The sequence below is a fragment of the Streptomyces sp. NPDC048584 genome, from assembly GCF_043199595.1.
Taxonomy (GTDB): domain Bacteria; phylum Actinomycetota; class Actinomycetes; order Streptomycetales; family Streptomycetaceae; genus Streptomyces; species Streptomyces edwardsiae.
On sequence record NZ_JBICWF010000012.1, the window covers coordinates 196,041 to 218,589 of the forward strand.

A 22,549-nucleotide genomic window follows, 5' to 3' on the forward strand; every position below is an offset into this window, starting at 1 on the left:
GGCATACGGACGCCGGGGCGTGTCAGTGGCCGGTCGAGCCGCCGTTGTCCCGGCGGTCGAGGGCGCGCTGCAGCGCGGCGGCGGCGTTCTTGCGGTCGGATTCGCTCGTACGGGAGGTGTGGCGGACGCGGCGGCGGACGGTCGTCTCGGCCATGGCGCATCGACTCCTTCGGCATACCTGGAGTGCGGAAAAGGGGGTGCGAGACGCCGAGTCGGGGCGGGGAGCTGCGGACCGCAGGGGTGGCCTGCGCGGGGTCCGGCTCACGACCGCCGTTCGCTTGATCGAGCGGTTCGTTCGGCTCCTACAAAGCTAGGGGAGCCGGGCGCATCTGTCTGCACAATTACTCGGACTTCCTACTATCTGAGACGGCGCACCGAGCCACACCGCTCCCACCTGCGAAAACACCGGACGGGCCAAGGTCGGGGGGTGACCTTGGCCCGTCCGGAGCCTGGGTGGGCGTCAGCCCATGTGCGGGTAGCCGTACTCGGTCGGCGGGACCAGCGTCTCCTTGATGGCGCGGGTCAGGGTCCAGCGCATCAGGTTCTGCGGGGCGCCGGCCTTGTCGTTGGTGCCGGAGGCACGGCCGCCGCCGAAGGGCTGCTGGCCGACGACCGCACCGGTCGACTTGTCGTTGATGTAGAAGTTGCCGGCCGCGTAGCGCAGCTTCTCCATCGTGTACGCCGCCGCCGCGCGGTCGTTCGCGACGACCGAGCCGGTGAGGGCGTAGTCGGACACCGACTCCATCTGGGTCAGCATCTCGTCGTACTTCTCGTCGTCGTAGACGTGCACGGCGAGGACCGGGCCGAAGTACTCGGTGCGGAACACCTCGTTCTCCGGGTCGTCGCACTCGATGACGGTCGGGCGGACGAAGTAGCCGACCGAGTCGTCGTAGGAGCCGCCCGCGACGATCGTGCAGGACGCGTCCTGTCCGGCGCGGTCGATGGCGGCCTTGTTCTTGGCGAAGGACCGCTCGTCGATGACGGCGCCGATGAAGTTGGACAGATCGGTGACGTCACCCATCTTGATGCCGTCGACCTCGGCCGCGAACTCCTCCTTGAAGCCGGAGTTCCAGATCGACGCCGGGATGTACGCGCGCGAGGTGGCGCTGCACTTCTGGCCCTGGTACTCGAAGGCGCCGCGGGTCAGGGCGGTCTTGAGGATCGCCGGGTCGGCGCTCGGATGGGCAACGACGAAGTCCTTGCCGCCGGTCTCGCCGACCAGACGCGGGTAGGTGCGGTACTTCTCGATGTTCTGGCCGACCGTCTTCCACAGGTGCTGGAACGTCCTGGTCGAGCCGGTGAAGTGGATGCCGGCCAGGTCCCGGTGCTCCAGGGCGACCTTGGAGACCTCGATGCCGTCACCGGTGACGAGGTTGATGACGCCCTTGGGCAGCCCGGCCTCCTCCAGGAGCCGCATGAGCAGCACGGCGGCGTGGGTCTGGGTCGGGGACGGCTTCCAGACCACCACATTGCCCATCAGGGCCGGAGCGGTGGGCAGGTTGGCGGCGATCGCGCTGAAGTTGAACGGCGTGATCGCGTAGACGAAGCCCTCCAGCGGGCGGTGGTCCATGCGATTCCACACTCCCGGGGAGTTGGCCGGGGGCTGTTCGGCGAGGATGCCGCGCGCGTAGTGGACGTTGAAGCGCCAGAAGTCGACGAGCTCGCAGGGGCTGTCGATCTCGGCCTGCTGGGCGGTCTTGGACTGGCCCAGCATGGTGGAGGCGGCGATGGTCTCGCGCCAGGGGCCGGCCAGCAGTTCGGCGGCGCGCAGGATGATCGCGGCGCGGTCGTCGAAGGCCATCGCGCGCCAGGCGGGGGCGGCGGCGAGGGCCGCGTCGATCGAGTCCTGGGCGTCCTGCTGGGTGGCGTTGGCGTAGGTGCCGAGGCGGGCCTTGTGGTTGTGCGGCTGCACGACGTCGAAGCGCTCGCCGCCGCCCATCCGCTGCTCGCCGCCGATGGTGCAGGTGAGCTCGAGCGGGTTGTCGGCCAGCTCCTTGAGCTTGGCCTCCAGCCGGGCACGCTCGGGCGTCCCGGGGGCATAGCCGTGCACCGGCTCGTTGACGGGGGTGGGGACCTGGGTCACAGCGTCCATGGGTGGCGTAACTCCTTGTCGTGAGCGGTGTGGCGTCAGCACTTGGTGATCATGTTTCGCGCGAAGAAGGCAGGTTCGCCGGCTTCTCCGCGAGACGGCGCATGCCGTGCCTGCCCGGGGGCCGGCCCCCGGACGCCCGGCCGAAGCCGTGGCTTCGGCACGGCCGCGTCGTGTCAGCCACGGCTGATCATGCTCCGCGCGAAGAAGCGCAGGTTCGCCGGCTTCTCCGCGAGACGGCGCATGAAGTAGCCGTACCAGTCCGTGCCGTAGGCCGTGTAGACACGCATGCGGTGGCCCTCGGCGGCCAGTCGCAGGTGCTCGTCGCCGCGGATGCCGTAGAGCATCTGGAACTCGTACTCGTCGAGCTTGCGTCCGGCGGTGCGGGCCAGCTCCTGGGCGATGGAGATCAGGCGCGGGTCGTGGGACCCGATCATCGGGTACCCCTCGCCCTCCATCAGCGTCCGCAGGATGCGCACATACGCCTTGTCGATCTCGTGCTTCTGCTGGTAGGCGACCTCGGCGGGCTCCTTGTAGGCGCCCTTCACCAACCGTACGCGACTGCCGGCCGCGGCGAGCCTGCGCGCGTCCTCCTCGGTGCGGAAGAGGTAGGCCTGGATGACGCAGCCGGTCCCTGGGACGTCCTTCCGCAGCTCCTCGTGGATGGCGAACATCGAGTCGAGGGTGGTGTGGTCCTCCGCGTCCAGCGTGACCGTGGTGCCGATCCCGGCGGCGGCCTCGACGACCGGGCGGACGTTGGCGAGTGCCAGCTCGTGGCCGCCGTCCAGCGCCTGGCCGAACATCGACAGCTTCACCGACATCTCCGCGCGGGTACCGAGCTCCAGCGGCTTCAGCCGGCCGATCAGCTCCAGGTACGCGTCGCGGGCGGCGGCAGCCTGCTCGGGGGTGGTGATGTCCTCGCCGACGACGTCCATGGTGAGCTCCAGGCCGTTGCCGGTGAGCTCCTGGATGATCGGCAGCACCTCGTCGACGGTCTCACCGGGGATGAAGCGGTCGACGACCTGCTTGGTCACCGGGGCCGCCGAGACCAGGCGGCGCATCCGGTCGCTGCGCGACGCGGCGAGAATCACGGGACCCAGCAAGGGGCACCTCCACAAGCTGCACGAGGCCGTCGTCCGACGTTTCGGATACGGCACGGAGAACCACCGTGAAACCTACGGATGCCCCCGATCGTCGGCCATCGACAGCTGTCACGCATCCGTGCCGTAGATCTCAGACAGATGTATGAAGGCTCCGGAACTTTGGGGCAGAATGCCCGGGTGACGTCGGAACACAGGGCTGACTACCAGGAGCTGGTGGACGAGATCTCGGAGCTGCTGGGCGCTCCGGCGACCCTGGAGAACCGCGATTTCGAGCTGATCGCCTTCGGGGCGTACGACAGTGAGGGCGATCTCGATCCGTCCGCCCTCGACCCGGTGCGCACCCGCTCGATCCTGACCCGCCGTTCGACGGCCGCCGTCCGCGCCTGGTTCGAGGGCTTCGGCATCACCCGGGCGACCGGCCCGGTCCGTATCCCGCGCACCCCGGAGGCGGGCGTGCACCGGGGCCGCATCTGTCTGCCGGTACGGCATCGGGGTGTCGTGCTCGGTTATGTCTGGCTGCTCGACTACGACCCGGGCCCCTCCGGGGGGCAGCTGGACGCGGCCATGCGGGTGACCGGCCGGATCGGCGCACTGCTCGCGGACGAGGCGCAGCACGGCGCCGATCTCACGCGCGAGCTGCGGGCGGTACTGACGGCGGAGCGGGACTGGCAGCGGGAGATGGCGGTCGCGGAGCTGCGCACCGCTCTCGGCGCCCGCGCCGACGGCCCGTACACGGTGGTCTGTGCCGCCCCGTGGCCCTCCGCGGACCCGGACGACGCGCCGTCGGTGCGTACGGTGCCGGGCGCGACGGCCCTGTGCACCCTGCCGTGGGGTGTGGCCGGCTCGGCCCTGGCCCTGCTGCTGCGACTCCGCTCGCCGGAGGTGCTGACCCCGGCGACCACGGCGGCCTCACGCCTGCTCGAGCGGGCGGACGGCACGGGTGGGCCCCCGGTGGCGGCGGGGATCGCCGCACCCCGCGCGGGTCTCGCCGCACTGGGCGCGGCCTGGCAGGAGGCGGCGGCGTCGGCGCGGGCGGCGCTGGCCGAGCCCCGGTTCGGGCCGGTCGCCCAGTGGGCGTCGATCGGCCCCTTCCGCCTGCTGACCGCGCTGCCGCGGGACGTCGCCCGGGACCCCGCCGTGGGCCCGCTGCTCTCCCCCGCACAGGCCGAACTGGCCCGCACCGCCGAGGTCTACCTGGACCGCGCGGGACAGGCCGGCCGTACGGCGGCCGAGCTGGGCATCCACCGCCAGACCCTCTACTACCGCCTGTCCCGCATCGAGCAGCTCACCGGCCTGGACCTCGACGACGGCGAGGACCGGCTGCTGCTGCACATGGCCCTCAAGGCCTCGCGTCTGTAGCGGCCTCGGTCACCCGGCGCAGGCCGGCGGTCAGCTGCTCGGCGCGGGGCGCGGACTTCGGATCGAAGGTCCACTGGGCGATGAGGCCCGTCATCAGGGTCACGTAGAACACGCCGAGGGTGTCCGCGGTCTCGTCGGAGACGTCCTCCTCACGGCCGCCCATCAGCAGCGGGATCAGTCCGCGCCCGGCCTCCCGCTGGGCGACGACGAGATGGTCGCGGAGCTCGGGCAGCCGGTCGCCGAACGCCAGTACCTCCATGCTGAGCCGCCAGACCGAGCCGGGCTCCTTCATGGTCCCGATGATGTTCGACCACACCCGCTCGAAGCGCTCCAGGGAGCCGGGACCGGTGTCGTCGACATCGACCTCGAAGGCGCCGCCCATCCCCTCGACCAGGGAGATGTAGGCCTGGGCGAGCAGCGCGTCCTTCGAGCCGTAGTGGTAGCCGATGGACGCCAGGTTGGTCCCCGACTCCTTGACGATGTCCCGCGCCGTGGTGCGCACGAAGCCCTTGGCGAGCAGGCAGCGCTTGGCGCCCTCCAGCAGATCCTCACGGTGTCCCATGCCCTCACCCTACCGGGCTTTCCATACGGCCGTCTTAGACGAACGTTCTAGACAACCGTATAAGACGTGCGTACAGTCGCCGTCATGACAACGAACCCGACCCGCGCCGGCCGCCGCGAGTGGACAGCGCTCGCCGTGCTGATGCTTCCGCTGCTGCTGGTCTCGATGGACGTCTCCGTCCTCTACTTCGCGATCCCGGAGATCAGCGCCGACCTGGAACCGAGCGGCACCCAGCAGCTGTGGATCTTCGACATCTACGGCTTCGTCCTGGCCGGACTGCTGATGACGATGGGCGCCCTGGGCGACCGCGTCGGCCGCCGCCGGCTGCTCCTCATCGGCGCGGCCGCCTTCGGCGCCGCCTCGCTCCTCGCCGCCTACGCGCACACCGCCGAGACCCTGATCGCGGCCCGCGCGGTCCTCGGCATCGGCGGCGCGACCCTGATGCCGTCGACGATGGCCCTGGTCCGCACGATGTTCACCGACCCCGCCCAGCGGGCGAAGGCGATCGGGCTGTGGTCCGGGGTGATGACGGCCGGGGTCGCACTCGGCTCGGTGATGAGCGGTGTCCTCGTCGAGCACTTCTGGTGGGGCTCGGTCTTCCTCGTCAACCTGCCCGCGATGGCCCTGCTGCTGATCCTCGGCCCGGTGCTGCTCCCCGAGTCGAAGAACCCCTCCCCCGGCCGCTTCGACCTGCTGAGCGTCCCGCTGTCGATGGCGGCGGTCCTGCCCGTGGTCTACGGCCTGAAGGAACTGCCCTCCGAGGGCTGGAACGTCCGCTACGTCGTCTCGATCACCGTCGGCCTGCTGTTCGCGGCACTGTTCGTGCGCCGGCAGCGCACCACGGCCTCACCGATGATCTCGCCCGCCCTCTTCCGCGGGCACGGCTTCACCCCGGCGCTCACCCTCAACACCCTGTCGGCCTTCGGGTTGATGGGCTCGGCGTACTTCACCACCCAGTACCTCCAGTCGGTCCTCGACAAGAGCGCGCTGGAGGCCGCGCTGTGGAGCCTGCTGCCTTCGGTGCTGATCGGCGTGGCCGCCCCCGTCGCGACCCGGCTCGTCCAGCGGGGCGTCGAGCGCGCCTACGTCGTGACGGCCGGCTTCGTGATCTCGGCGGGCGGCTACGGGCTGCTGGCCCCGGCCGGGACGGACTCGCTGTGGCTGGTGCTGGCCGCGTGCGGGGTGATGGCCTCGGGCATCGTCATCGTGATGTCGCTCCTCACCGACCTGGCCCTGAGCTCGGCCCCGGTCGAGAAGGCGGGGGCGGCGTCCTCCCTGCTGGAGACCGGCACGGAGTTCGGCGGCGCGCTGGGCATGGCCGCGCTCGGCTCCATCGGTACGGCCGTCTACCGCCACGAGATGCCGGACGCGGCGCCCGCCGCGGCCCAGGAGACCCTGGGCGGCGCGCTCGCCGTCGCCGCCGAACTGCCGGGGCGCGCGGGGGACGCCCTGGCGACGGCGGCCCGGGAGGCGTTCACCAGCGGCATGCAGGGAGCGGCGGTCGCGGGCGCGTTGCTGCTGCTGAGCGCGGCCGGACTGGCGGCGCTGGGCCTGCGCGGGATCCGGGTGCGCGAGCAGGCCGAAAACGCCGGACAGGCTGAATCACTCAGCCCGTCCGGCGTGTGAGGACGAGACCCGCTCGCGGTTCCGGGGCCCCGGAATCTCAGACCAGGTTGACCGACCGGGCGGAGGTCGCCCCGATCTCCGCGCCGAGCTCACCGAGGACCCCGGCGGAGACCGTGTCGTCGACGGTCAGTACGGCGAGCGCCTCGCCGCCGACCGTCGCCCGGGCGACCTGCATCCCGGCGATGTTGATACCGGCCTCGCCGAGGATACGGCCCACGGTGCCGACGACGCCCGGACGGTCCTCGTAGCGCAGGACGACCATGTGGTCGGCGAGCGCGAGGTCGACGTCGTACTCGCCGACCGCGACGATCTTCTGGACGTGCTTGGGACCGGCCAGCGTGCCGGAGACCGAGATCTCCTCGCCGTCGGCGAGGGTGCCGCGCACGGTGACGACGTTGCGGTGGTCGGCCGACTCGGAGCTGGTGGTCAGCCGGACCTCGACACCGCGCTCCTGGGCGAACAGCGGGGCGTTGACGTAGGACACCGTCTCGTCGACGACGTCCTCGAAGACGCCCTTGAGCGCGGAGAGCTCGAGGACCTTCACGTCGTGCTGGGTGATCTCGCCGTACACCTCGACGTCGAGGCGGGCCGCGACCTCACCGGCGAGCGCGGTGAAGATGCGGCCGAGGCGCTCGGCGAGCGGCAGACCGGGCTTGACGTCCTCGGCGATGACCCCGCCCTGCACGTTCACCGCGTCCGGGACCAGCTCGCCGGCGAGGGCGAGGCGCACCGAGCGGGCGACCGCGATACCCGCCTTCTCCTGCGCCTCGTCGGTGGAGGCACCCAGGTGCGGGGTGCAGACGACCTGGTCGAACTCGAACAGCGGCGAGTCGGTGCACGGCTCCTTGGCGTACACGTCGAGGCCGGCGCCGGCGACCCGGCCCTCCTTCAGCGCCGAGTACAGCGCCTCCTCGTCGACGATCCCGCCGCGCGCGGCGTTGATGACACGCACGCTCGGCTTGACCTTGCGCAGCGCCTCGTCACCGATCAGGCCGACGGTCTCGGGGGTCTTGGGCAGGTGGACGGTGATGAAGTCGGAGACCTCGAGCAGCTCGTCCAGCGAGAGCACCTTGACGCCCATCTGCGCGGCGCGCGCGGGCTGGATGTAGGGGTCGTAGGCGACGACCTTCATGCCGAAGCCGGACATGCGCTGCGCGACGAGGGCGCCGATGCGCCCCAGACCCACGACACCGAGGGTCTTCTCGGCGAGCTCGACGCCCGTGTACTTGCTCCGCTTCCACTCGCCGTTCTTCAGCGCGGCGTTGGCCTGCGGGATGTGGCGGGCGGTGGCGACGATCAGACCGCAGGCCAGCTCGGCGGCGGTCACGATGTTCGACGTGGGGGCGTTGACCACCATCACGCCGGCCTTGGTGGCGGCGGACACGTCGACGTTGTCCAGGCCGACGCCGGCGCGGGCGACGACCTTCAGCTTGTTCGCGGCGGCGATCGCCTCGGCGTCGACCTTGGTGGCCGAGCGGATCAGGATCGCGTCCACCTCGGCGATGGCCGGGAGCAGTTCGGCGCGGTCCGCGCCGTTGCAGTGGCGGATCTCGAAGTCCGGGCCGAGTGCGTCGACGGTCGCGGGCGACAGCTCTTCAGCGATGAGTACGACGGGTTTCGAGCTCACGTGAGTCCTCACAAGTCCAATGCGGACGGCCGTCCCGAACGGCCGCAGGCGGTGAAGAAGTGCTAGCCGCGTGGAAGACGCACGACGCTGTGGGCCTGACGCGTTTGTTGTGCAGCAGTGTAGTGGCGCGGGGCGGGGCGTCTTGCGCCTCAGCGGATCGATCACCCGGAAGAGGCGGTGGGAGAGGGCCCCTCCGGCGTTCGAGGAGCGGGGTCCGGGGCGGAGCCCCGCGACGGCGCCCGGAATCCGCCGGCACCGTCGCGGAGCGAGGCCGCTTACGCCTCTTCGTCGACCCAGCTCATGAGCTTGCGCAGCTCCTTGCCGGTGGTCTCCAGCAGGTGCTCGGAGTCCTGCTTCTTGTACTCGTTGTACTTCTTCAGACCGCCGTGGTACTCGTCCATCCAGTTCTTGGCGAACGTGCCGTCCTGGATCTCGGCGAGGACCTGCTTCATCTCGGCCTTGGTGGCGTCGGTGATGATCCGCGGGCCGGTGACGTAGTCGCCCCACTCGGCGGTCTCGGAGATCGACCAGCGCATCTTCTCCAGGCCGCCCTCGTACATGAGGTCCACGATCAGCTTCAGCTCGTGCAGGCACTCGAAGTACGCGATCTCCGGCTGGTAACCGGCCTCGGTCAGCGTCTCGAAGCCGGCCTTGACCAGCGCGGCCGTACCACCGCAGAGGACGGCCTGCTCACCGAACAGGTCGGTCTCGGTCTCCTCGGTGAAGGTCGTCTTGATGACACCCGCGCGGGTGCCGCCGATGCCCTTGGCGTACGACAGGGCCAGCTCGAAGCCGTTGCCCGTGGCGTCCTGCTCGACGGCGGCGATACACGGAACGCCGCGGCCCTCCTCGTACTGACGGCGCACCAGGTGGCCCGGGCCCTTGGGGGCGACCATGCAGACGTCCACGCCGACCGGGGGCTTGATGAAGCCGTAGCGGATGTTCAGCCCGTGGCCGAAGAACAGCGCGTCGCCGTCCTTCAGGTTGTCCTTGATGTCCTTCTCGTAGACCTCGGCCTGGATCGGGTCCGGGACCAGGATCATGATGACGTCGGCCTCGGCGGCGGCCTCCGACGGGCTCACCACGCGCAGACCCTGCTCCTCGGCCTTGGCCTTGGACTTGGAGCCCTCGTGCAGACCGACACGGACGTCGACACCCGAGTCACGCAGCGACAGCGCGTGGGCGTGGCCCTGGCTGCCGTAACCGATGACCGCGACCTTGCGGCCCTGGATGATGGACAGGTCGGCGTCGGCGTCGTAGAACAGCTCGGCCACTGGGTTCACTCCTTGTGTGCGGGTGTTGCGTCCCACCGTATGACGGTGAGGGAGGGGGAAGGTGGGGGGTCTCGCCATACGGGCGGCCGGTCGTCTCCCGGCCGCCCGTTTTCGGCCTTACGCCGACCGGTCCAGGGCGCGCAGCGACCGGTCGGTGATCGAACGGGCACCGCGTCCGATCGCGATCGTGCCGGACTGGACGAGCTCCTTGATGCCGAACGGCTCCAGCATCTTGAGCATGGCGGACAGCTTGTCGCTGCTGCCGGTGGCCTCGATGGTCACCGCCTCCGGGGAGACGTCCACCGTCTTGGCGCGGAACAGCTGGACGATCTCGACGATCTGGGAGCGCGTCTCGTTGTCGGCGCGCACCTTCACCAGAACGAGTTCGCGCTGGACGGCCTGCCCGGGTTCGAGCTCGACGATCTTCAGCACGTTGACGAGCTTGTTGAGCTGCTTGGTGACCTGCTCCAGCGGGAACTCCTCGACGCTCACCACGATGGTGATGCGGGAGATGTCGGGGTGCTCGGTGACCCCGACGGCGAGGGAGTCGATGTTGAAGCCGCGGCGGGAGAACAGGGCGGCGATCCGGGCGAGGATGCCGGGGGTGTTCTCCACCAGGACGGAGAGCGTGTGCTTGGACATGATCTGCTTCCTCTGCTTGAAAGTCCTGACGGCTCTCAGTCGTCGCTGTCGCCGAAGTCGGGGCGGACGTCCCGGGCGGCCATGATCTCGTCGTTGGAGGTGCCGGCGGCGACCATCGGCCACACCATCGCGTCCTCGTGGACGACGAAGTCCACCACGACCGGGCGGTCGTTGACGGAGTTCGCCTCCTCGATGACCTTGTCGAGGTCGGCCGGGTCCTCGCAGCGGATCGCGTAGCAGCCCATGGCCTCCGACAGCTTCACGAAGTCGGGGACGCGGGTGCCCCTCGCCTCCGGGTTGACGTCGTCGGGGCCGGAGTGCAGCACCGTGTTGGAGTACCGCTGGTTGTAGAAGAGGGTCTGCCACTGGCGGACCATCCCGAGGGCGCCGTTGTTGATGATGGCGACCTTGATCGGGATGTTGTTCAGGGCGCAGGTGGTGAGTTCCTGGTTGGTCATCTGGAAGCAGCCGTCGCCGTCGATCGCCCAGACGGTGCGATCGGGGACGCCGGCCTTGGCGCCCATGGCGGCCGGGACGGCGTAGCCCATGGTTCCGGCACCGCCGGAGTTCAGCCAGGTGGCGGGCTTGTCGTACTCGATGAAGTGCGCGGCCCACATCTGGTGCTGGCCGACGCCGGCCGCGAAGACCGTGCCCTCGGGCGCCAGCTGTCCGATGCGCTCGATGACCTGCTGCGGGGAGAGCGAGCCGTCGCCCGGCTGGTCGTAGCCGAGCGGGTAGGTCTCGCGCCAGCGGTTCAGATCGTTCCACCACGCGGTGTAGTCGCCGCGGTGGCCCTCCGCGTGCTCCTTCTGGACGGCCAGGACGAGGTCGGCGAGGACCTCGCGGGCGTCACCGACGATCGGCACGTCGGCGGCGCGGTTCTTGCCGATCTCGGCCGGGTCGATGTCGGCGTGGACGATCTTGGCGTACGGGGCGAAGCTGTCCAGCTTGCCGGTGACGCGGTCGTCGAAGCGGGCGCCGAGGGCGACGATCAGGTCGGCCTTCTGCAGCGCGGTGACGGCGGTGACCGAACCGTGCATGCCCGGCATTCCCACGTGCAGCTCGTGGCTGTCGGGGAACGCGCCGAGTCCCATCAGGGTGGTGGTGACGGGAGCCCCGGTGAGTTCCGCGAGGACCTTCAGCTCGGCGGTGGCCCGCGCCTTGAGGACGCCGCCGCCGACGTAGAGGACCGGCCGCTTCGCGGCGGTGATCAGCTTGGCGGCCTCGCGGATCTGCTTGGCGTGCGGCTTGGTGACGGGCCGGTAGCCGGGCAGATCCGTGGCGGGCGGCCAGGAGAAGGTCGTCCGCGCCTGCAGCACGTCCTTCGGGATGTCGACGAGGACCGGGCCGGGGCGGCCGGTCGAGGCGATGTGGAACGCCTGCGCGATCGTCTTCGGGATGTCCTCGGCCTTGGTGACGAGGAAGCTGTGCTTGGTGATCGGCATCGTGATGCCGACGATGTCCGCCTCCTGGAAGGCGTCCGTGCCGATCGCCTTGGTGACGACCTGGCCGGTGATCGCGACCAGCGGCACCGAGTCCATGTTGGCGTCGGCGATCGGGGTCACCAGGTTGGTGGCGCCGGGGCCCGAGGTGGCCATGCAGACGCCGACCTTCCCGGTCGCCTGGGCATAGCCGGTGGCCGCGTGGCCCGCGCCCTGCTCATGGCGGACGAGCACATGGCGCACCCGGCTCGAGTCCATCATCGGGTCGTACGCGGGAAGGATCGTGCCCCCGGGAATGCCGAATACGGTGTCGACCCCGACCTCCTCGAGCGAGCGGATGAGGGACTTCGCACCCGTGACGTGCTCGACGGGGGCGGACTGTCCTCCGGATCGGGGCCGGGGCTGCGGGTGATGGGCCCCGGTGGCCTGCTCGGTCATCGGCATTCTCTTCTCGATGCTGAGGGTTTTTGCGAGGTTCGTGCGGGTTACGCGTGCTGCTCGGCAGGTGCCTGTGCAACAAAAAACCCCTCGTGCCGTAAGGCAAGCGAGGGGAGCGCGCCGGGAGGTGGTCGCTGAGCGGTCGAGGCTCAGCGTCAGCCGACGCGCTTTCCAAGTACGAGAATTCGGGTGCGCATGGCACTGACCCTCCCCCCGGCGCACACCCACTGTCAAGTGGGTGGGACGGGAGTCTCATTATGTGAGCGCAGTACCGTACCGCCCTGGAGTACGGCGGTCACCCCGGCGGAGTACACCCCCGTGCTCCCGCCCCCGCCCCCGCCCGCGAACACGGGCTCGGCCGGTGCGTGCGGTACCGGATAGTGCCCGGTGGCCAGCGCCCTGCGCAGCCGGTACTCGTCCAGCGCCAGGGAGAACGCTCCGCCCTGCCCGTGCGTACAGCCCATCGCGCGCAGGGCGGCCACCTGCTCGGGCAGGTCCACGCCGTCGGCCACGGACTGCAATCCGAGGTCTGAGGCGATCCGCAGCAGCCCGCTGGTGATCTTGTGCAGCCGGGCGGACTCCAGCACACCGTCGACCAGGCCCCGGTCGAGCTTCAGCACGTCGACGGGGAGCCGTCTGAGGGCCGTGATCGCGGCGAAACCGCTGCCGAAGCCGTCGAGCGCGATCCGGACACCGAGCCGCTTGAGCACGGTCAGCCGGCGCTCCAGCTCGTCGAGCGACGCCCTGGGGTCGGTGTCGGCCAGTTCGACGACCAGGGAGCCGGACGGCAGTCCGTGCCGGGTCAGCAGAGCCTCGATCGAGCCCAGGGGCAGTGACCGGTCGAGCAGCCGGTGGGCGCTCAGCCGGACGGCCACGGGCACGGGCAGACCGGTCGCGTGCCGTTCGGCGGCCTGTTCCACGGCCTCCTCCAGCACCCAGCGGCCCAGCTCGGCGGTCTTCTCGCTGTCCTCCGCCACGCGCAGGAACTCCGCCGGGGTGAACAGCACACCCTGGGAGGAGCGCCAGCGCGCCTGGGCGCAGACCGATGTGATCCGGCCGTCCGCCAGGGACACCACCGGCTGGTGCAGCAGTGCGAACTCGCCGTGGTGCAGTGCCGCGCGCAGCCGGGTGGCCAGCTCCGCCCTGCGTACCACGTCCTGCTGCATCTGCGGCCGGTACAGCTCCACGCGGCCCTTGCCGGCGGCCTTCGCGCGGTACATCGCGAGGTCGGCGTTGCGCAGCAGTTCGCCCGCGCCGAGGCCGGGTTCGGCGAAGGCGACGCCGATGGAGGCGTTGACCCGGACATCGTTGCCGTCGATGGCGTAGGGCTGCGAGAGGGTCGCTCTGAGGCGGTCGGCGAGCTCCACGATGTGCCGCTCGCGCGCGTCCCGGTCGCGGACGCCGTCCCCGGCGATCAGGGCCGCGAACTCGTCGCCGCCCAGCCGGGAGGCGGTGTCGCCCTTGCGGACCGCGTCCTGGAGTCTGCGAGCGGCCTGGACGAGCAGCTCGTCACCGGCCTGGTGCCCGATGGTGTCGTTGACGCCTTTGAAGCCGTCGAGGTCGATGAAGAGCACGGCCGTGCCCCTGAGGGCGGCTCCGCGGTCCGAGGAGCGGCGGCCGGACAGGGCCTGCTGGACGCGCCGGGTGAACAGGGCGCGGTTGGGCAGGTCGGTGAGCGGGTCGTGCTCCGCGTTGTGCTGGAGCTGGGCCTGGAGCCGCACCCTCTCGGTGACGTCGCGGCTGTTGAAGATGAGGCCGCCGTGGTGCCGGTTGACGGTCGACTCGACGTTGAGCCAGCCTGCGCCGCCGCCGGAACGGAAGCGGCACTCGATACGGGTCGTGGGCTCCTCGACGGGGTCGGCGGCGAGGAAACGGCGCACCTCGTGCACGACACAGCCGAGGTCCTCCGGGTGGATGAGACCGGCCAGTTCGGTCCCCTCCAGCTCCTCCGCGGGACGGCCGTAGACACCGGCGGCGGCCGGGGAGACGTAGCGGAGGATGCCGCTGGGGGCGGCGATCATGATGACGTCGCTGGAGCCCTGCACCAGGGAGCGGAAGTGGTTCTCCTTCTGCGCCAGTTCCTGGGTGAGGGTGATGTTGTCGAGCAGCATGATGCCCTGCCGCACCACGAGCGCGAGGACGACGGTGCCCCCGGTGATCAGCACGACGCGGTCGACGCTGCGCCCGTTGAGGACGTTGTAGAGGATTCCGAGGGTGCATACGGCGGCGGCGAGGTACGGGGTGAGCGCGGCGAGGGAGCCGGTGATGGGCCGGGACAGCGGATGCCGGGCGGGCTCGCCGGGCGGCGGTCCGTGGTGGTGGTCCGGGGCCCCGTGCCGCCCGGGCAGGTGCTCGCGGACCACGCGGGTGTGTCCCTCCCGCTCGGGCCGTCCACCGCGCGGCGCGGCCCAGGGGGCGTACGCCAGGAGGAGCGAGCCGGCGAACCAGCCCGCGTCGAGCAGTTGTCCGGAGCTGTAGTCGGCGTGCAGCAGCGGGGAGGTGAACAGGGCGTCGCACATGACGGTCAGCGCGAGCGCGCCGATCGCGGTGTTGACCGCGGACCGGTTGACCGACGAGCGCCGGAAGTGCAGCGCGAGCACCATGCTGACCAGGGCGATGTCGAGCAGCGGGTACGCCAGTGACAGCGCGGTGTGCGCGACGCCGGGCCCCTCGGCCTGGGCGGCCTGGGCGAGTGCGAGGCTCCACGCGAGGGTGAGCAGGGAGCCGCCGATCAGCCAGGCGTCCAGGGCGAGGCAGACCCAGCCGGCCTTGCTCACGGGCCGTTTGGCGAGGACCAGGAGACCCACGATGGCGGGCGGCGCGAAGCACAGGAAGAACAGGTCCGCGTAGCTGGGGGTGGGTACGGGAAGCCCGAGGACGACCTCGTACCACCCCCAGACCAGGTTGCCCAGGGAGGCCATGGCGGAGGAGAGGCCGAACATCAGCCAGGCCGGTCGAAACCGGGTGCGGGGGCTGCGGCCGTAGAGGAAGCAGGACACCGCGGCCGTAGCGGCGGCGGCACTCAGTCCGAAGTCGCCCATGATCAGCGCGAGCCGCTCGGAGCCCCAGCCGGACGCGGCGCCGACGGCGTAGGCACCGCAGACGAGGGCGAGGACGAGCTGGGCGACCGGGCCGGGCCGGCGCACGACGGCCGGCGTGCCGGACAGCAACGCGGTCGGCGCGGGCTGCTGCCGCAGTGTTCCCTCGAGCGGGGAGGTCTGGGTGGGTGCGCTCACCGGTACCTCCCGGTGCGCTCCGCTCCCGGGTCCTTCGGCCGCCGGTGCACCGGGCGGGCGTGCCTTCGGCAGCCGCCGTACCCGCGGGGGCGGCGGCCGGGACCGGGGTCGGGGCCGCCACGCCTGGTGTGGTGGCCGCCGTGGTGACCGCGGCTGCGCGCGGTCGTGCGACATGGTCGTCGCCGACGGCTCCGCCGCGTCGGATCGCTCGTCCACAGGCCGTGCATCGTCCGTCGCCCCCCTCACTGTCCGCAGTGTTCCTGCCCCTGCGCCGTTGGTCGGCGGCGCAGCCCCTGTCGGGACGATACACCAGGATCGTCACTCAGGGACATAGGTTCTCTACGCTCCGTAACGATCACTGGATATATGAGTACCCACCGCGCCCGAAGAAACGCGGACGGTACCCGAAGCGGATTACCGGGCTTCCGCTCCCGTCACCAGGACCACGTTCCCCGGCTCCTCCTGGTTCAGGTAACGGCGCAACTGATTGACCAGCAACCGCTCGGCGCGCGGGCGGAAGGCGGAGGTCGGGCCGCCGACGTGCGGGGTGACGAGGACGCCCGGCGCCCGCCACAGCGGATGCTCCGAGGGCAGGGGTTCGGGATCGGTGACGTCGAGGGCCGCGGTGATGCGGCCGCTCTCCACCTCGGTGAGCAGCGCCTTGGTGTCGACGACCCCGCCGCGGGCCACGTTGACCAGCAGGGCGCCGTCCTTCATACGGGCGAGGAAACCGGCGTCCACGAGGTGCCGGGTGGTCTCGGTCAGCGGGGTGGACAGGACGACGACGTCCGCCTCCGGGAGCAGGGCGGGCAGTTCGGTGAGCGGGTGCACCGGCCCGCGCTCCGTGGTGCGTGCGGAGCGCGCGACGCGCGCCACCCGCGCGAGCTCGAACGGAACGAGCCGGTCCTCGATGGCGGCGCCGATCGAGCCGTACCCCACGATGAGCACGTTCCTGTCGGCGAGCGCGGGCCGGAACCCACCGTGCCACTCGCCCTTGTCCTGTGCCCGCACGAAGTCGGGGATGCCGCGCAGGGAGGCGAGGATCAGCGCGAGGGTGAGTTCGGCGGTGCTGGCCTCGTGCACTCCGCGCGCGTTGCACAGCCGGACGCCCGCGGGCAGGTCCTTCAGGCCGGGCTCCACATGGTCGGTGCCGGCCGACAGGGTCTGTACGACGCGGACGGAGCGCATCAGCGGCAGCGGGCGGATGCCGACGCCCGGGGGCTTCATGTAGGGCACGACGTAGAAGCCGCAGTCGGCCGGGTCGGCGGGGAACTCGTCGGCCCCGTCCCAGTGGCGGTAGCGCGGCCCCTCGGGAAGACCCTCGATCTCGTCCGGCGGGATGGGAAGCCATACGTCAGCAGTGGTCATGGTCTGGAGGCTAGTTCAGATGTGCGGAACGGCAGAGGTTAGGTTGGGGGGCCGGAGAGGGAGGGTCACGAGCAGGTGGAGCGCAGGACGATCGGCGCGGGGGCGCTCGCGGTCGGGGCCGTCGGACTCGGGTGCATGCCGATGAGCTGGGCGTACAGCACGTCACGGCAGCGTGGCGAGGAGTCGCTCAGGGCCGTGCACCGGGCGCTGGACCTGGGCGCGACACTTCTCGACACCGCCGACATGTACGGCCCGTTCACCAACGAGCTGCTGCTCGGACGGGTGTTGAAGGAGCGGCGCTCCGACGCGTTCGTGTCCACGAAGGTCGGTCTGCTGGTGGGTGACCAGCACATCGTGGCCAACGGCCGCCCCGGGTACGTGAGAAGGGCCTGCGACGCGTCGCTGCGCCGGCTGGGGACCGATGTCATCGACCTGTACCAGCTGCACCGCGCCGACCCCGAGGTTCCGGTGGAGGAGACCTGGGGCGCGATGGCGGAGCTCGTACGGGCGGGGAAGGTACGGGCGTTGGGGCTGTGCGCGGTGGGGGCGCGCGCGTCCCGGCGGCCGGGGGCGCGGCTGCACGACGCGACGGTGCGGCAGCTGGAGCGGGTGCAGCAGGTCTTCCCGGTGAGCGCGGTGGAGGCGGAGCTGTCGGTGTGGTCGCCGGAGGCGCTGGAGACGCTGCTGCCGTGGTGCGAGTCGCGGGGGGTCGGGTTCCTCGCGGCGATGCCGCTGGGCAACGGCTTCCTGACCGGGACGCTGACGCCGGGTGTGGGGTTCGAGGCGGACGATCCACGCGCCCGGCACCCGCGCTTCACGGCGGAGATGATGGCCGCGAACCAGCCCCTCGTGGTCGGCCTGCGCCGCGTCGCCCGCCGCCACGGCGACCACGTCACCCCGGCCCAGGTGGCGTTGGCCTGGGTCCTGGGCCGGGGCCGCCAGGTGATCCCGGTCCCCGGCGCCAAGCAGGAGCGATGGGTCACGGAGAACGCGGCGGCGGCGGGTCTGCGGCTGACCGGACGCGACGTCGCGGAGATCGCGGAACTGCCCGCGGCACAGGGGTCGTGGGACTGAGCGCGGCACAGGTGTCGTGGGACTGAGCGCGGACTCGCGGACGGTGGCCCCGTGGTTCGAGGTTGTGGGATCGGGAACCTGGGAGGCGCGAGCGGTGTATGACAGGTAGAACCGCCGCGTCGAAGGGACGAGATCGTGCAACGACGAGCCGTGTCGGCCGTACTGGCCGCCGCCGCGCTCCTGCTGACCGCCGGCTGCTCCTCCGGCGACGGGGGACCGCCGGGCGAGGACGGCAGCGCCACTGCCACACCCACCGAGACGGCGGCCGGCTCGTCGTCCCCGGAGGGTTCCCAGGAGGAGACACCACCCGCGAAGGGCTCGGTGAAGGTGGCGCGTACGGTCGCCACGGGCCTGAGCACCCCCTGGGGCCTGGCCCCGCTGGCCGACGGCGACCTGCTGGTGTCCTCGCGGGACGAGGCGACGATCACCCGGGTCGACGGGAAGACCGGCGAGAAGACCGAGCTGGGCGAGGTGCCCGGGGTCTCGCCGTCGGGCGAGGGCGGCCTGCTCGGTATCGCCCTCTCTCCCGAGTACGCGTCGGACCACATGGTCTACGCCTACTTCACCTCGGCCTCCGACAACCGCATCGTCCGCATGATCTACGACGAGGAGAAGCCGGCCGGCGAGCAGCTGGGAGCGCCGGACACGGTGTTCCGCGGCATCCCCAAGGGGGTGATCCACAACGGCGGCCGGATCGCGTTCGGCCCGGACAGGATGCTGTACGCGGGCACGGGCGAGAGCGGTGACACGGGCCTGTCCCAGGACAAGGAGTCCCTGGGCGGCAAGATCCTGCGGCTGACCCCGGAGGGCGAGCCGGCCCCGGGCAACCCGTTCCCGGACTCCCCGGTGTACTCGTACGGCCACCGCAATGTGCAGGGGCTGGCCTGGGACGGCAAACAGCGGCTGTTCGCCTCGGAGTTCGGCCAGGACACCTGGGACGAGCTGAACGCGATCAAGCCGGGCGACAACTACGGCTGGCCGGAGGCGGAGGGCGAGTCGGACGACGGCAACTTCCACAACCCGGTCGACCAGTGGACCACGGACGAGGCGTCCCCCAGCGGTATCGCCTACGCCGAGGGCTCCATCTGGATGGCGGGCCTGGGCGGCGAGCGGCTGTGGCGCATACCTCTCAAGGGCACCGAGGCGTCGGCGGACCCGCAGGCCTTCCTGGAGGAGGAGTACGGCCGGCTGCGCACGGTGGCCCCGGCGGGCAAGAACAAGCTCTGGCTGGTCACCAGCAACACGGACGGGCGCGGCGACCCGAAGGAGGACGACGACCGCATCCTCGAGCTGGAGGTGAGCTAGTCGGCGCTCAGGTCTCTTCGCCGGGTTCCTCCTCGGGGGTGGCCGGCGGGCGCACGGTGACCTTTCCGGACGCGAGGTCTATCGGCCCGCGTCCGGGGTCGGTGTCGCCGACGTCCTCCCGGGTCAGCTCCAAACGTTTCTGCTCGTCCCGGGTGTGTTTACGGCCGGGTGCGAACAGTTCCTCGAAGGCGTTGAACATCGCTTCCCTTCCCCGGGACGAATGGGTCGTACGGCTAGTGTCCCGCGCCGTGCCGTTCACGCGTCCGCGTCGTCGGGAACAGGCCGAGCCGGTGCGCGACGGCCGCCGCCTCCCCCCGGCCGGAGACGCCCAGTTTGGCGAGGATGTTGGAGACGTGGACGCTGGCCGTCTTCGGGGAGATGAACAGTTCCTCGGCGATACGGCGGTTGGTGTGGCCGGCGGCCACCAGGCGCAGGACGTCGCGCTCCCGGCTGGTGAGGCCGAGCGACTCGGCCGGGTCGGCGGAGGCCGGATCGCGGCGGGCGGGCGCCAGTGCGAGGCGGGCGCGCTGCGCCAGCAGCGTGGCGGAGCGGGCCAGCGGTGCGGCGCCGAGATGGCCGGCGACGGCGGTCACCAGCCGCAGCAGTTCGGTGGCGCGGGCACGTTCGTCGTCGCCGGTGCCGGAGGCGAGCAGTGCCCCGGCGAGCCGGAACCGGACACGTGCGAGGTCGAAGGGCCGCTCCAGTGGCTCGAAGGCCGCGACGGCGGCGGACCAGGCGTCCGGGTCGGTCCTGCCCTCGGCCCGCAGCAGTTCGGCGCGCAGCCATGCGTCGTACGCCTGCCATACGGGCACGCCGGTCGCCAGCGTCTTGGCGGCCTTGCGGATGCGTTCCAGGATCTCCGGACGGCCGGGTTCGGTCGCGGGGGCGCCGTGCGCGTCGGCCTCGGCGGTCGTGGCGGCGAGCAGGAGGGGCCAGCCGTAGCGCTGGGTTCCGGGCGGGAGTCCGTTGTCGAGGGTGGTGAGCAGTTCGGCACGGGCGTCGGGAAGCCGGTCCTCGGCCGCGGCTATGCCGAGGGCGACCCATGTCATGGGGAGGGCGTACTGCGGCATCGGGTCGTGGGTGCCGAAGAAGGTGCGGGCGTCGGCGAGCCGGCGGGCCGCCTCGTCCATGTCCCCCCGGTCGTACGCGAGGTGCGCCAGCCGCACGGAACCGCCGGCGCGCGGTTTGGCGCTCTGTCCCAGCCGGTGCGCGCTGGCCGCGGCCCGCGCCGCCTCGTCCCAGCGGCCGAGGGAGTGGAGGGACTCGGCGAGGTTGCCCCACACCCAGCCCTCGGAGTCCAGCAGACCGAGCCTGCGGGTGACGTGGACGCCTTCCTGGAGGAGCCCCGCGGCCTCCTCGGAGCGGCCGACGCCTTCGAGGACGGACGGGAGGTTCACATAGGCGCGGGCCAGCACCATGTCCACGCCCAGTTCGGTCGCCCCGTCCTTGACCTCGTACATCCCGGTGAGCCCGGTGTCGATGTCGCCGGCGTCGACGACGAGGCTGCCGAGGGTGAGCCGGGCGTTGAGTTCGATGTCGTGGGCGCCGACCATGCGGGCGTACTCGACGGCGCGTTCGGCGGCGGCCATGGCGTCCGGGCCGGGTTCGTGCAGCATGGACCAGCTGGCGGCGGAGGCGAGGACCTCGGCGTGCACCTCGGACGGGGGCAGTCCGCGGACCAGGTCCTGTGCGGTGCCGAGTTCGGCCCAGCCGTCACCGCGGGCGAGGGACTGGGTGATCCGGGAGCGCTGTACCCAGAACCAGGCGGCGCGCAGGGGGTCCGGGTCCTCCTCGAGGAGGCGCAGCGCCCGTTTGGTGATCTTCAGGGAGCGTTCGCGTTCCCCGCAGAGGCGGCCGGCGACGGCGGCTTCGGCCATCAGGTCGAGATAGCGCAGCGGGGTCGTCTCGGGGTCGCAGCCGCAGGGAGGGTAGGCCTCGGCGTAGTCGAGGGGGCGCAGGGTGGCCCGTACGGCGTCGGGGACGGCGTCCCAGAGTTCCATGGCCCGTTCCAGCAGGCCGAGTTGCTCGGAGTAGGCGTGGCGCCGGCGGGCCTCGACGGAGGCGTCGAGGACGGTGGGGAGGGCCTTGGCCGCGTCGTGGGCGTGGTACCAGTAGCTGGCCAGGCGGGTGACGTGCTCGTCGGCGGGGACGAGGGCGGGGTCGGCCTCCAGGGCCTCGGCGTAGCGGCGGTTGAGGCGGGAGCGTTCGCCGGGCAGCAGGTCGTCGCTGACGGCTTCGCGGACCAGGGAGTGGCGGAAGCGGTAGCCGTCCCGGTCGGGGGCGGGGGCGAGGATGCTGGCGTTGACGGCGGCGCGCAGGGCCTCGATGAGGTCGTCCTCGCCGAGCCCGGAGACGGCGGCGAGCAGCCGGTCCTCGACGGTGGAGCCGCCCTCGGCGACGATCCTGGCGACCCGCTGGGCGCTCTCCGGCAGGCCTTCGACCCTGACGAGGAGGAGGTCGCGCAGGGAGTCGGTGAGTCCGGTGCGGCAGCCCTCGTCGGCGGCGACGGCGAGTTCCTCGACGAAGAAGGCGTTGCCGTCGGAGCGTTCGAAGATGTCGTCGACGCGGCCGGGTTCGGGTTCGCGGGCGATGATGCCGGCGACCTGCCGGGCGACCTCCTCGCGGTTGAGGCGGCCGAGTTCGATGCGCTGGACCGTGCGGAGGCGGTCGAGTTCGGCGAGGAGGGGGCGCAGGGGGTGGCGGCGGTGGATGTCGTCGGAGCGGTAGGTGGCGAGGACGACGAGGCGGCCGGTGCGCAGGGTGCGGAAGAGATAGGAGAGGAGGTGGCGGGTGGAGGCGTCGGCCCAGTGGAGGTCCTCCAGGGCGAGGACGACGGTGTGTTCGGCGGTGACGCGTTCGAGGAGGCGGGCGGTGAGTTCGAAGAGGCGGGCCATGCCCTGTTCGTCCCGGCGGGCCTCTCGGGCGGCGGCGGTGGTGCCGAGTTCGGGGAGGAGGCGGGCGAGTTCCTCCTCCTGTCCGTCGGCGGCGGCGGCGAGTTGCCCGGGCAGTTCGCGGCGGAGTTGGCGCAGGGCGGTGGAGAAGGGGGCGAAGGGGAGTCCGTCGGCGCCGATCTCCACGCAGCCGCCGAGGGCGACGATCGCGCCTCGGCGGCGGGCGGTGGTGGCGAACTCCTCGACGAGGCGGGTTTTGCCGATGCCGGCCTCGCCGCCGATGAGGAGGGCCTGGGGGTCGGTGGTGGCCCGGGTGAGGGCGGTGTCGAGGGTGTCGAGTTCGGGGCGGCGGCCTACGAAGACGGGGCTGAGGGACTTGGACTCCACGTGGTTGAGCATGGCATGCCGCTCCGATATCGGGTCACCGGTTTTCTTTCGGGGAGTGGTCCTGCGGACCGGTGCGTGCGGGGTGCCCGGTGGGGGCTGGGCCCGGGGTGTTGCGCGGCCCGGTGC

16 protein-coding genes are annotated in these 22,549 nt (G+C 71.4%); 4 read left to right on the forward strand and 12 right to left on the reverse strand.

Annotated elements, in window-relative coordinates; translation table 11 throughout:
- Positions 1 to 22: 22 nt before the first annotated feature.
- The 3 genes from ACGFR9_RS25830 to ACGFR9_RS25840 all read right to left on the reverse strand — a co-directional run bounded on the left by ACGFR9_RS25830 (position 23) and on the right by ACGFR9_RS25840 (position 3,192).
- The gene (locus ACGFR9_RS25830; protein WP_106982032.1) at positions 23 to 154 is read right to left on the reverse strand and encodes a hypothetical protein; all 132 of its coding nucleotides are present in this window, start codon (positions 152 to 154) and stop codon (positions 23 to 25) included.
- Positions 155 to 460: 306 nt separating this feature from the next.
- On the reverse strand, positions 461 to 2,092 hold the full coding sequence (gene pruA, locus ACGFR9_RS25835; RefSeq protein WP_393212579.1) for an L-glutamate gamma-semialdehyde dehydrogenase: 1,632 nt from the start codon (positions 2,090 to 2,092) through the stop codon (positions 461 to 463).
- Between the two features lie 173 nt (positions 2,093 to 2,265).
- Complete coding sequence (locus tag ACGFR9_RS25840) at positions 2,266 to 3,192, reverse strand: proline dehydrogenase family protein (protein WP_393212581.1); 927 nt, start codon at positions 3,190 to 3,192, stop codon at positions 2,266 to 2,268.
- A 138-nt stretch (positions 3,193 to 3,330) separates the two neighbouring features.
- Here ACGFR9_RS25840 and ACGFR9_RS25845 point away from each other — a divergent pair, with 138 nt between their 5' ends.
- Positions 3,331 to 4,551, forward strand: a complete 1,221-nt coding sequence (locus ACGFR9_RS25845) for a PucR family transcriptional regulator (RefSeq protein WP_393212683.1) — start codon at positions 3,331 to 3,333, stop codon at positions 4,549 to 4,551.
- On the opposite strand, the gene ACGFR9_RS25850 is transcribed toward ACGFR9_RS25845, so the two are convergent.
- Positions 4,532 to 5,113, reverse strand: a complete 582-nt coding sequence (locus ACGFR9_RS25850; RefSeq protein ID WP_393212583.1) for a TetR/AcrR family transcriptional regulator — start codon at positions 5,111 to 5,113, stop codon at positions 4,532 to 4,534. The genes ACGFR9_RS25845 and ACGFR9_RS25850 overlap by 20 nt on opposite strands.
- A gap of 84 nt (positions 5,114 to 5,197) precedes the next feature.
- On the opposite strand from ACGFR9_RS25850, the gene ACGFR9_RS25855 reads away from it, so the two are divergent.
- The gene (locus tag ACGFR9_RS25855) at positions 5,198 to 6,739 is read left to right on the forward strand and encodes an MFS transporter (RefSeq protein ID WP_393212585.1); all 1,542 of its coding nucleotides are present in this window, start codon (positions 5,198 to 5,200) and stop codon (positions 6,737 to 6,739) included.
- Positions 6,740 to 6,776: 37 nt separating this feature from the next.
- On the opposite strand, the gene serA is transcribed toward ACGFR9_RS25855, so the two are convergent.
- The 6 genes from serA to ACGFR9_RS25885 form a co-directional block, all read right to left on the reverse strand.
- A complete protein-coding gene (gene serA / locus ACGFR9_RS25860; protein ID WP_393212587.1) occupies positions 6,777 to 8,366 on the reverse strand; it encodes a phosphoglycerate dehydrogenase in 1,590 nt (529 codons plus the stop codon).
- Positions 8,367 to 8,641: 275 nt separating this feature from the next.
- Positions 8,642 to 9,640, reverse strand: coding sequence for a ketol-acid reductoisomerase (gene ilvC, locus ACGFR9_RS25865; RefSeq protein ID WP_393212589.1), 999 nt, complete (start codon positions 9,638 to 9,640; stop codon positions 8,642 to 8,644).
- A 117-nt stretch (positions 9,641 to 9,757) separates the two neighbouring features.
- Entirely contained in the window at positions 9,758 to 10,282 is a 525-nt protein-coding gene (gene ilvN, locus ACGFR9_RS25870; RefSeq protein ID WP_030216544.1) for an acetolactate synthase small subunit, read from the reverse strand.
- 35 nt (positions 10,283 to 10,317) lie between these two features.
- Positions 10,318 to 12,162 (reverse strand): acetolactate synthase large subunit, encoded by a 1,845-nt coding sequence (locus ACGFR9_RS25875; RefSeq protein WP_393212591.1) that lies wholly within the window; start codon positions 12,160 to 12,162, stop codon positions 10,318 to 10,320.
- A 230-nt stretch (positions 12,163 to 12,392) separates the two neighbouring features.
- The gene (locus ACGFR9_RS25880; RefSeq protein ID WP_393212593.1) at positions 12,393 to 15,398 is read right to left on the reverse strand and encodes a putative bifunctional diguanylate cyclase/phosphodiesterase; all 3,006 of its coding nucleotides are present in this window, start codon (positions 15,396 to 15,398) and stop codon (positions 12,393 to 12,395) included.
- 414 nt (positions 15,399 to 15,812) lie between these two features.
- Positions 15,813 to 16,766, reverse strand: a complete 954-nt coding sequence (locus ACGFR9_RS25885) for a 2-hydroxyacid dehydrogenase (RefSeq protein ID WP_393212595.1) — start codon at positions 16,764 to 16,766, stop codon at positions 15,813 to 15,815.
- A gap of 75 nt (positions 16,767 to 16,841) precedes the next feature.
- Here ACGFR9_RS25885 and ACGFR9_RS25890 point away from each other — a divergent pair, with 75 nt between their 5' ends.
- Entirely contained in the window at positions 16,842 to 17,840 is a 999-nt protein-coding gene (locus ACGFR9_RS25890; protein ID WP_393212597.1) for an aldo/keto reductase, read from the forward strand.
- Positions 17,841 to 17,975: 135 nt separating this feature from the next.
- Positions 17,976 to 19,145 carry a PQQ-dependent sugar dehydrogenase gene (locus ACGFR9_RS25895; RefSeq protein ID WP_393212599.1) on the forward strand — a complete coding sequence of 390 codons (1,170 nt, stop codon included), beginning with the start codon at positions 17,976 to 17,978 and terminating at the stop codon, positions 19,143 to 19,145.
- A gap of 7 nt (positions 19,146 to 19,152) precedes the next feature.
- Here the strand turns inward: ACGFR9_RS25895 and ACGFR9_RS25900 are convergent, their stop codons facing one another.
- Both ACGFR9_RS25900 and ACGFR9_RS25905 read right to left on the reverse strand, forming a co-directional pair.
- A complete protein-coding gene (locus ACGFR9_RS25900; protein ID WP_393212601.1) occupies positions 19,153 to 19,344 on the reverse strand; it encodes a DUF6191 domain-containing protein in 192 nt (63 codons plus the stop codon).
- Between the two features lie 34 nt (positions 19,345 to 19,378).
- Positions 19,379 to 22,435: an AAA family ATPase gene (locus ACGFR9_RS25905; RefSeq protein ID WP_393212603.1), complete on the reverse strand. Its 3,057-nt coding sequence runs from the start codon at positions 22,433 to 22,435 to the stop codon at positions 19,379 to 19,381.
- Between the last annotated feature and the right edge of the window lie 114 nt (positions 22,436 to 22,549).

What these genes read in the sequence shown, in the direction of transcription:
- ACGFR9_RS25830 (WP_106982032.1), bottom strand. Translation starts at nt 154, where the DNA reads ATGGCCGAGACGACCGTCCGCCGCCGCGTCCGCCACACCTCCCGTACG.
- pruA (WP_393212579.1), bottom strand. Translation starts at nt 2,092, where the DNA reads ATGGACGCTGTGACCCAGGTCCCCACCCCCGTCAACGAGCCGGTGCAC.
- ACGFR9_RS25845 (WP_393212683.1), top strand. Translation starts at nt 3,331, where the DNA reads ATGTATGAAGGCTCCGGAACTTTGGGGCAGAATGCCCGGGTGACGTCG.
- ACGFR9_RS25850 (WP_393212583.1), bottom strand. Translation starts at nt 5,113, where the DNA reads ATGGGACACCGTGAGGATCTGCTGGAGGGCGCCAAGCGCTGCCTGCTC.
- ACGFR9_RS25855 (WP_393212585.1), top strand. Translation starts at nt 5,198, where the DNA reads ATGACAACGAACCCGACCCGCGCCGGCCGCCGCGAGTGGACAGCGCTC.
- ilvN (WP_030216544.1), bottom strand. Translation starts at nt 10,282, where the DNA reads ATGTCCAAGCACACGCTCTCCGTCCTGGTGGAGAACACCCCCGGCATC.
- ACGFR9_RS25875 (WP_393212591.1), bottom strand. Translation starts at nt 12,162, where the DNA reads ATGACCGAGCAGGCCACCGGGGCCCATCACCCGCAGCCCCGGCCCCGA.
- ACGFR9_RS25885 (WP_393212595.1), bottom strand. Translation starts at nt 16,766, where the DNA reads ATGACCACTGCTGACGTATGGCTTCCCATCCCGCCGGACGAGATCGAG.
- ACGFR9_RS25900 (WP_393212601.1), bottom strand. Translation starts at nt 19,344, where the DNA reads ATGTTCAACGCCTTCGAGGAACTGTTCGCACCCGGCCGTAAACACACC.
- ACGFR9_RS25905 (WP_393212603.1), bottom strand. Translation starts at nt 22,435, where the DNA reads ATGCTCAACCACGTGGAGTCCAAGTCCCTCAGCCCCGTCTTCGTAGGC.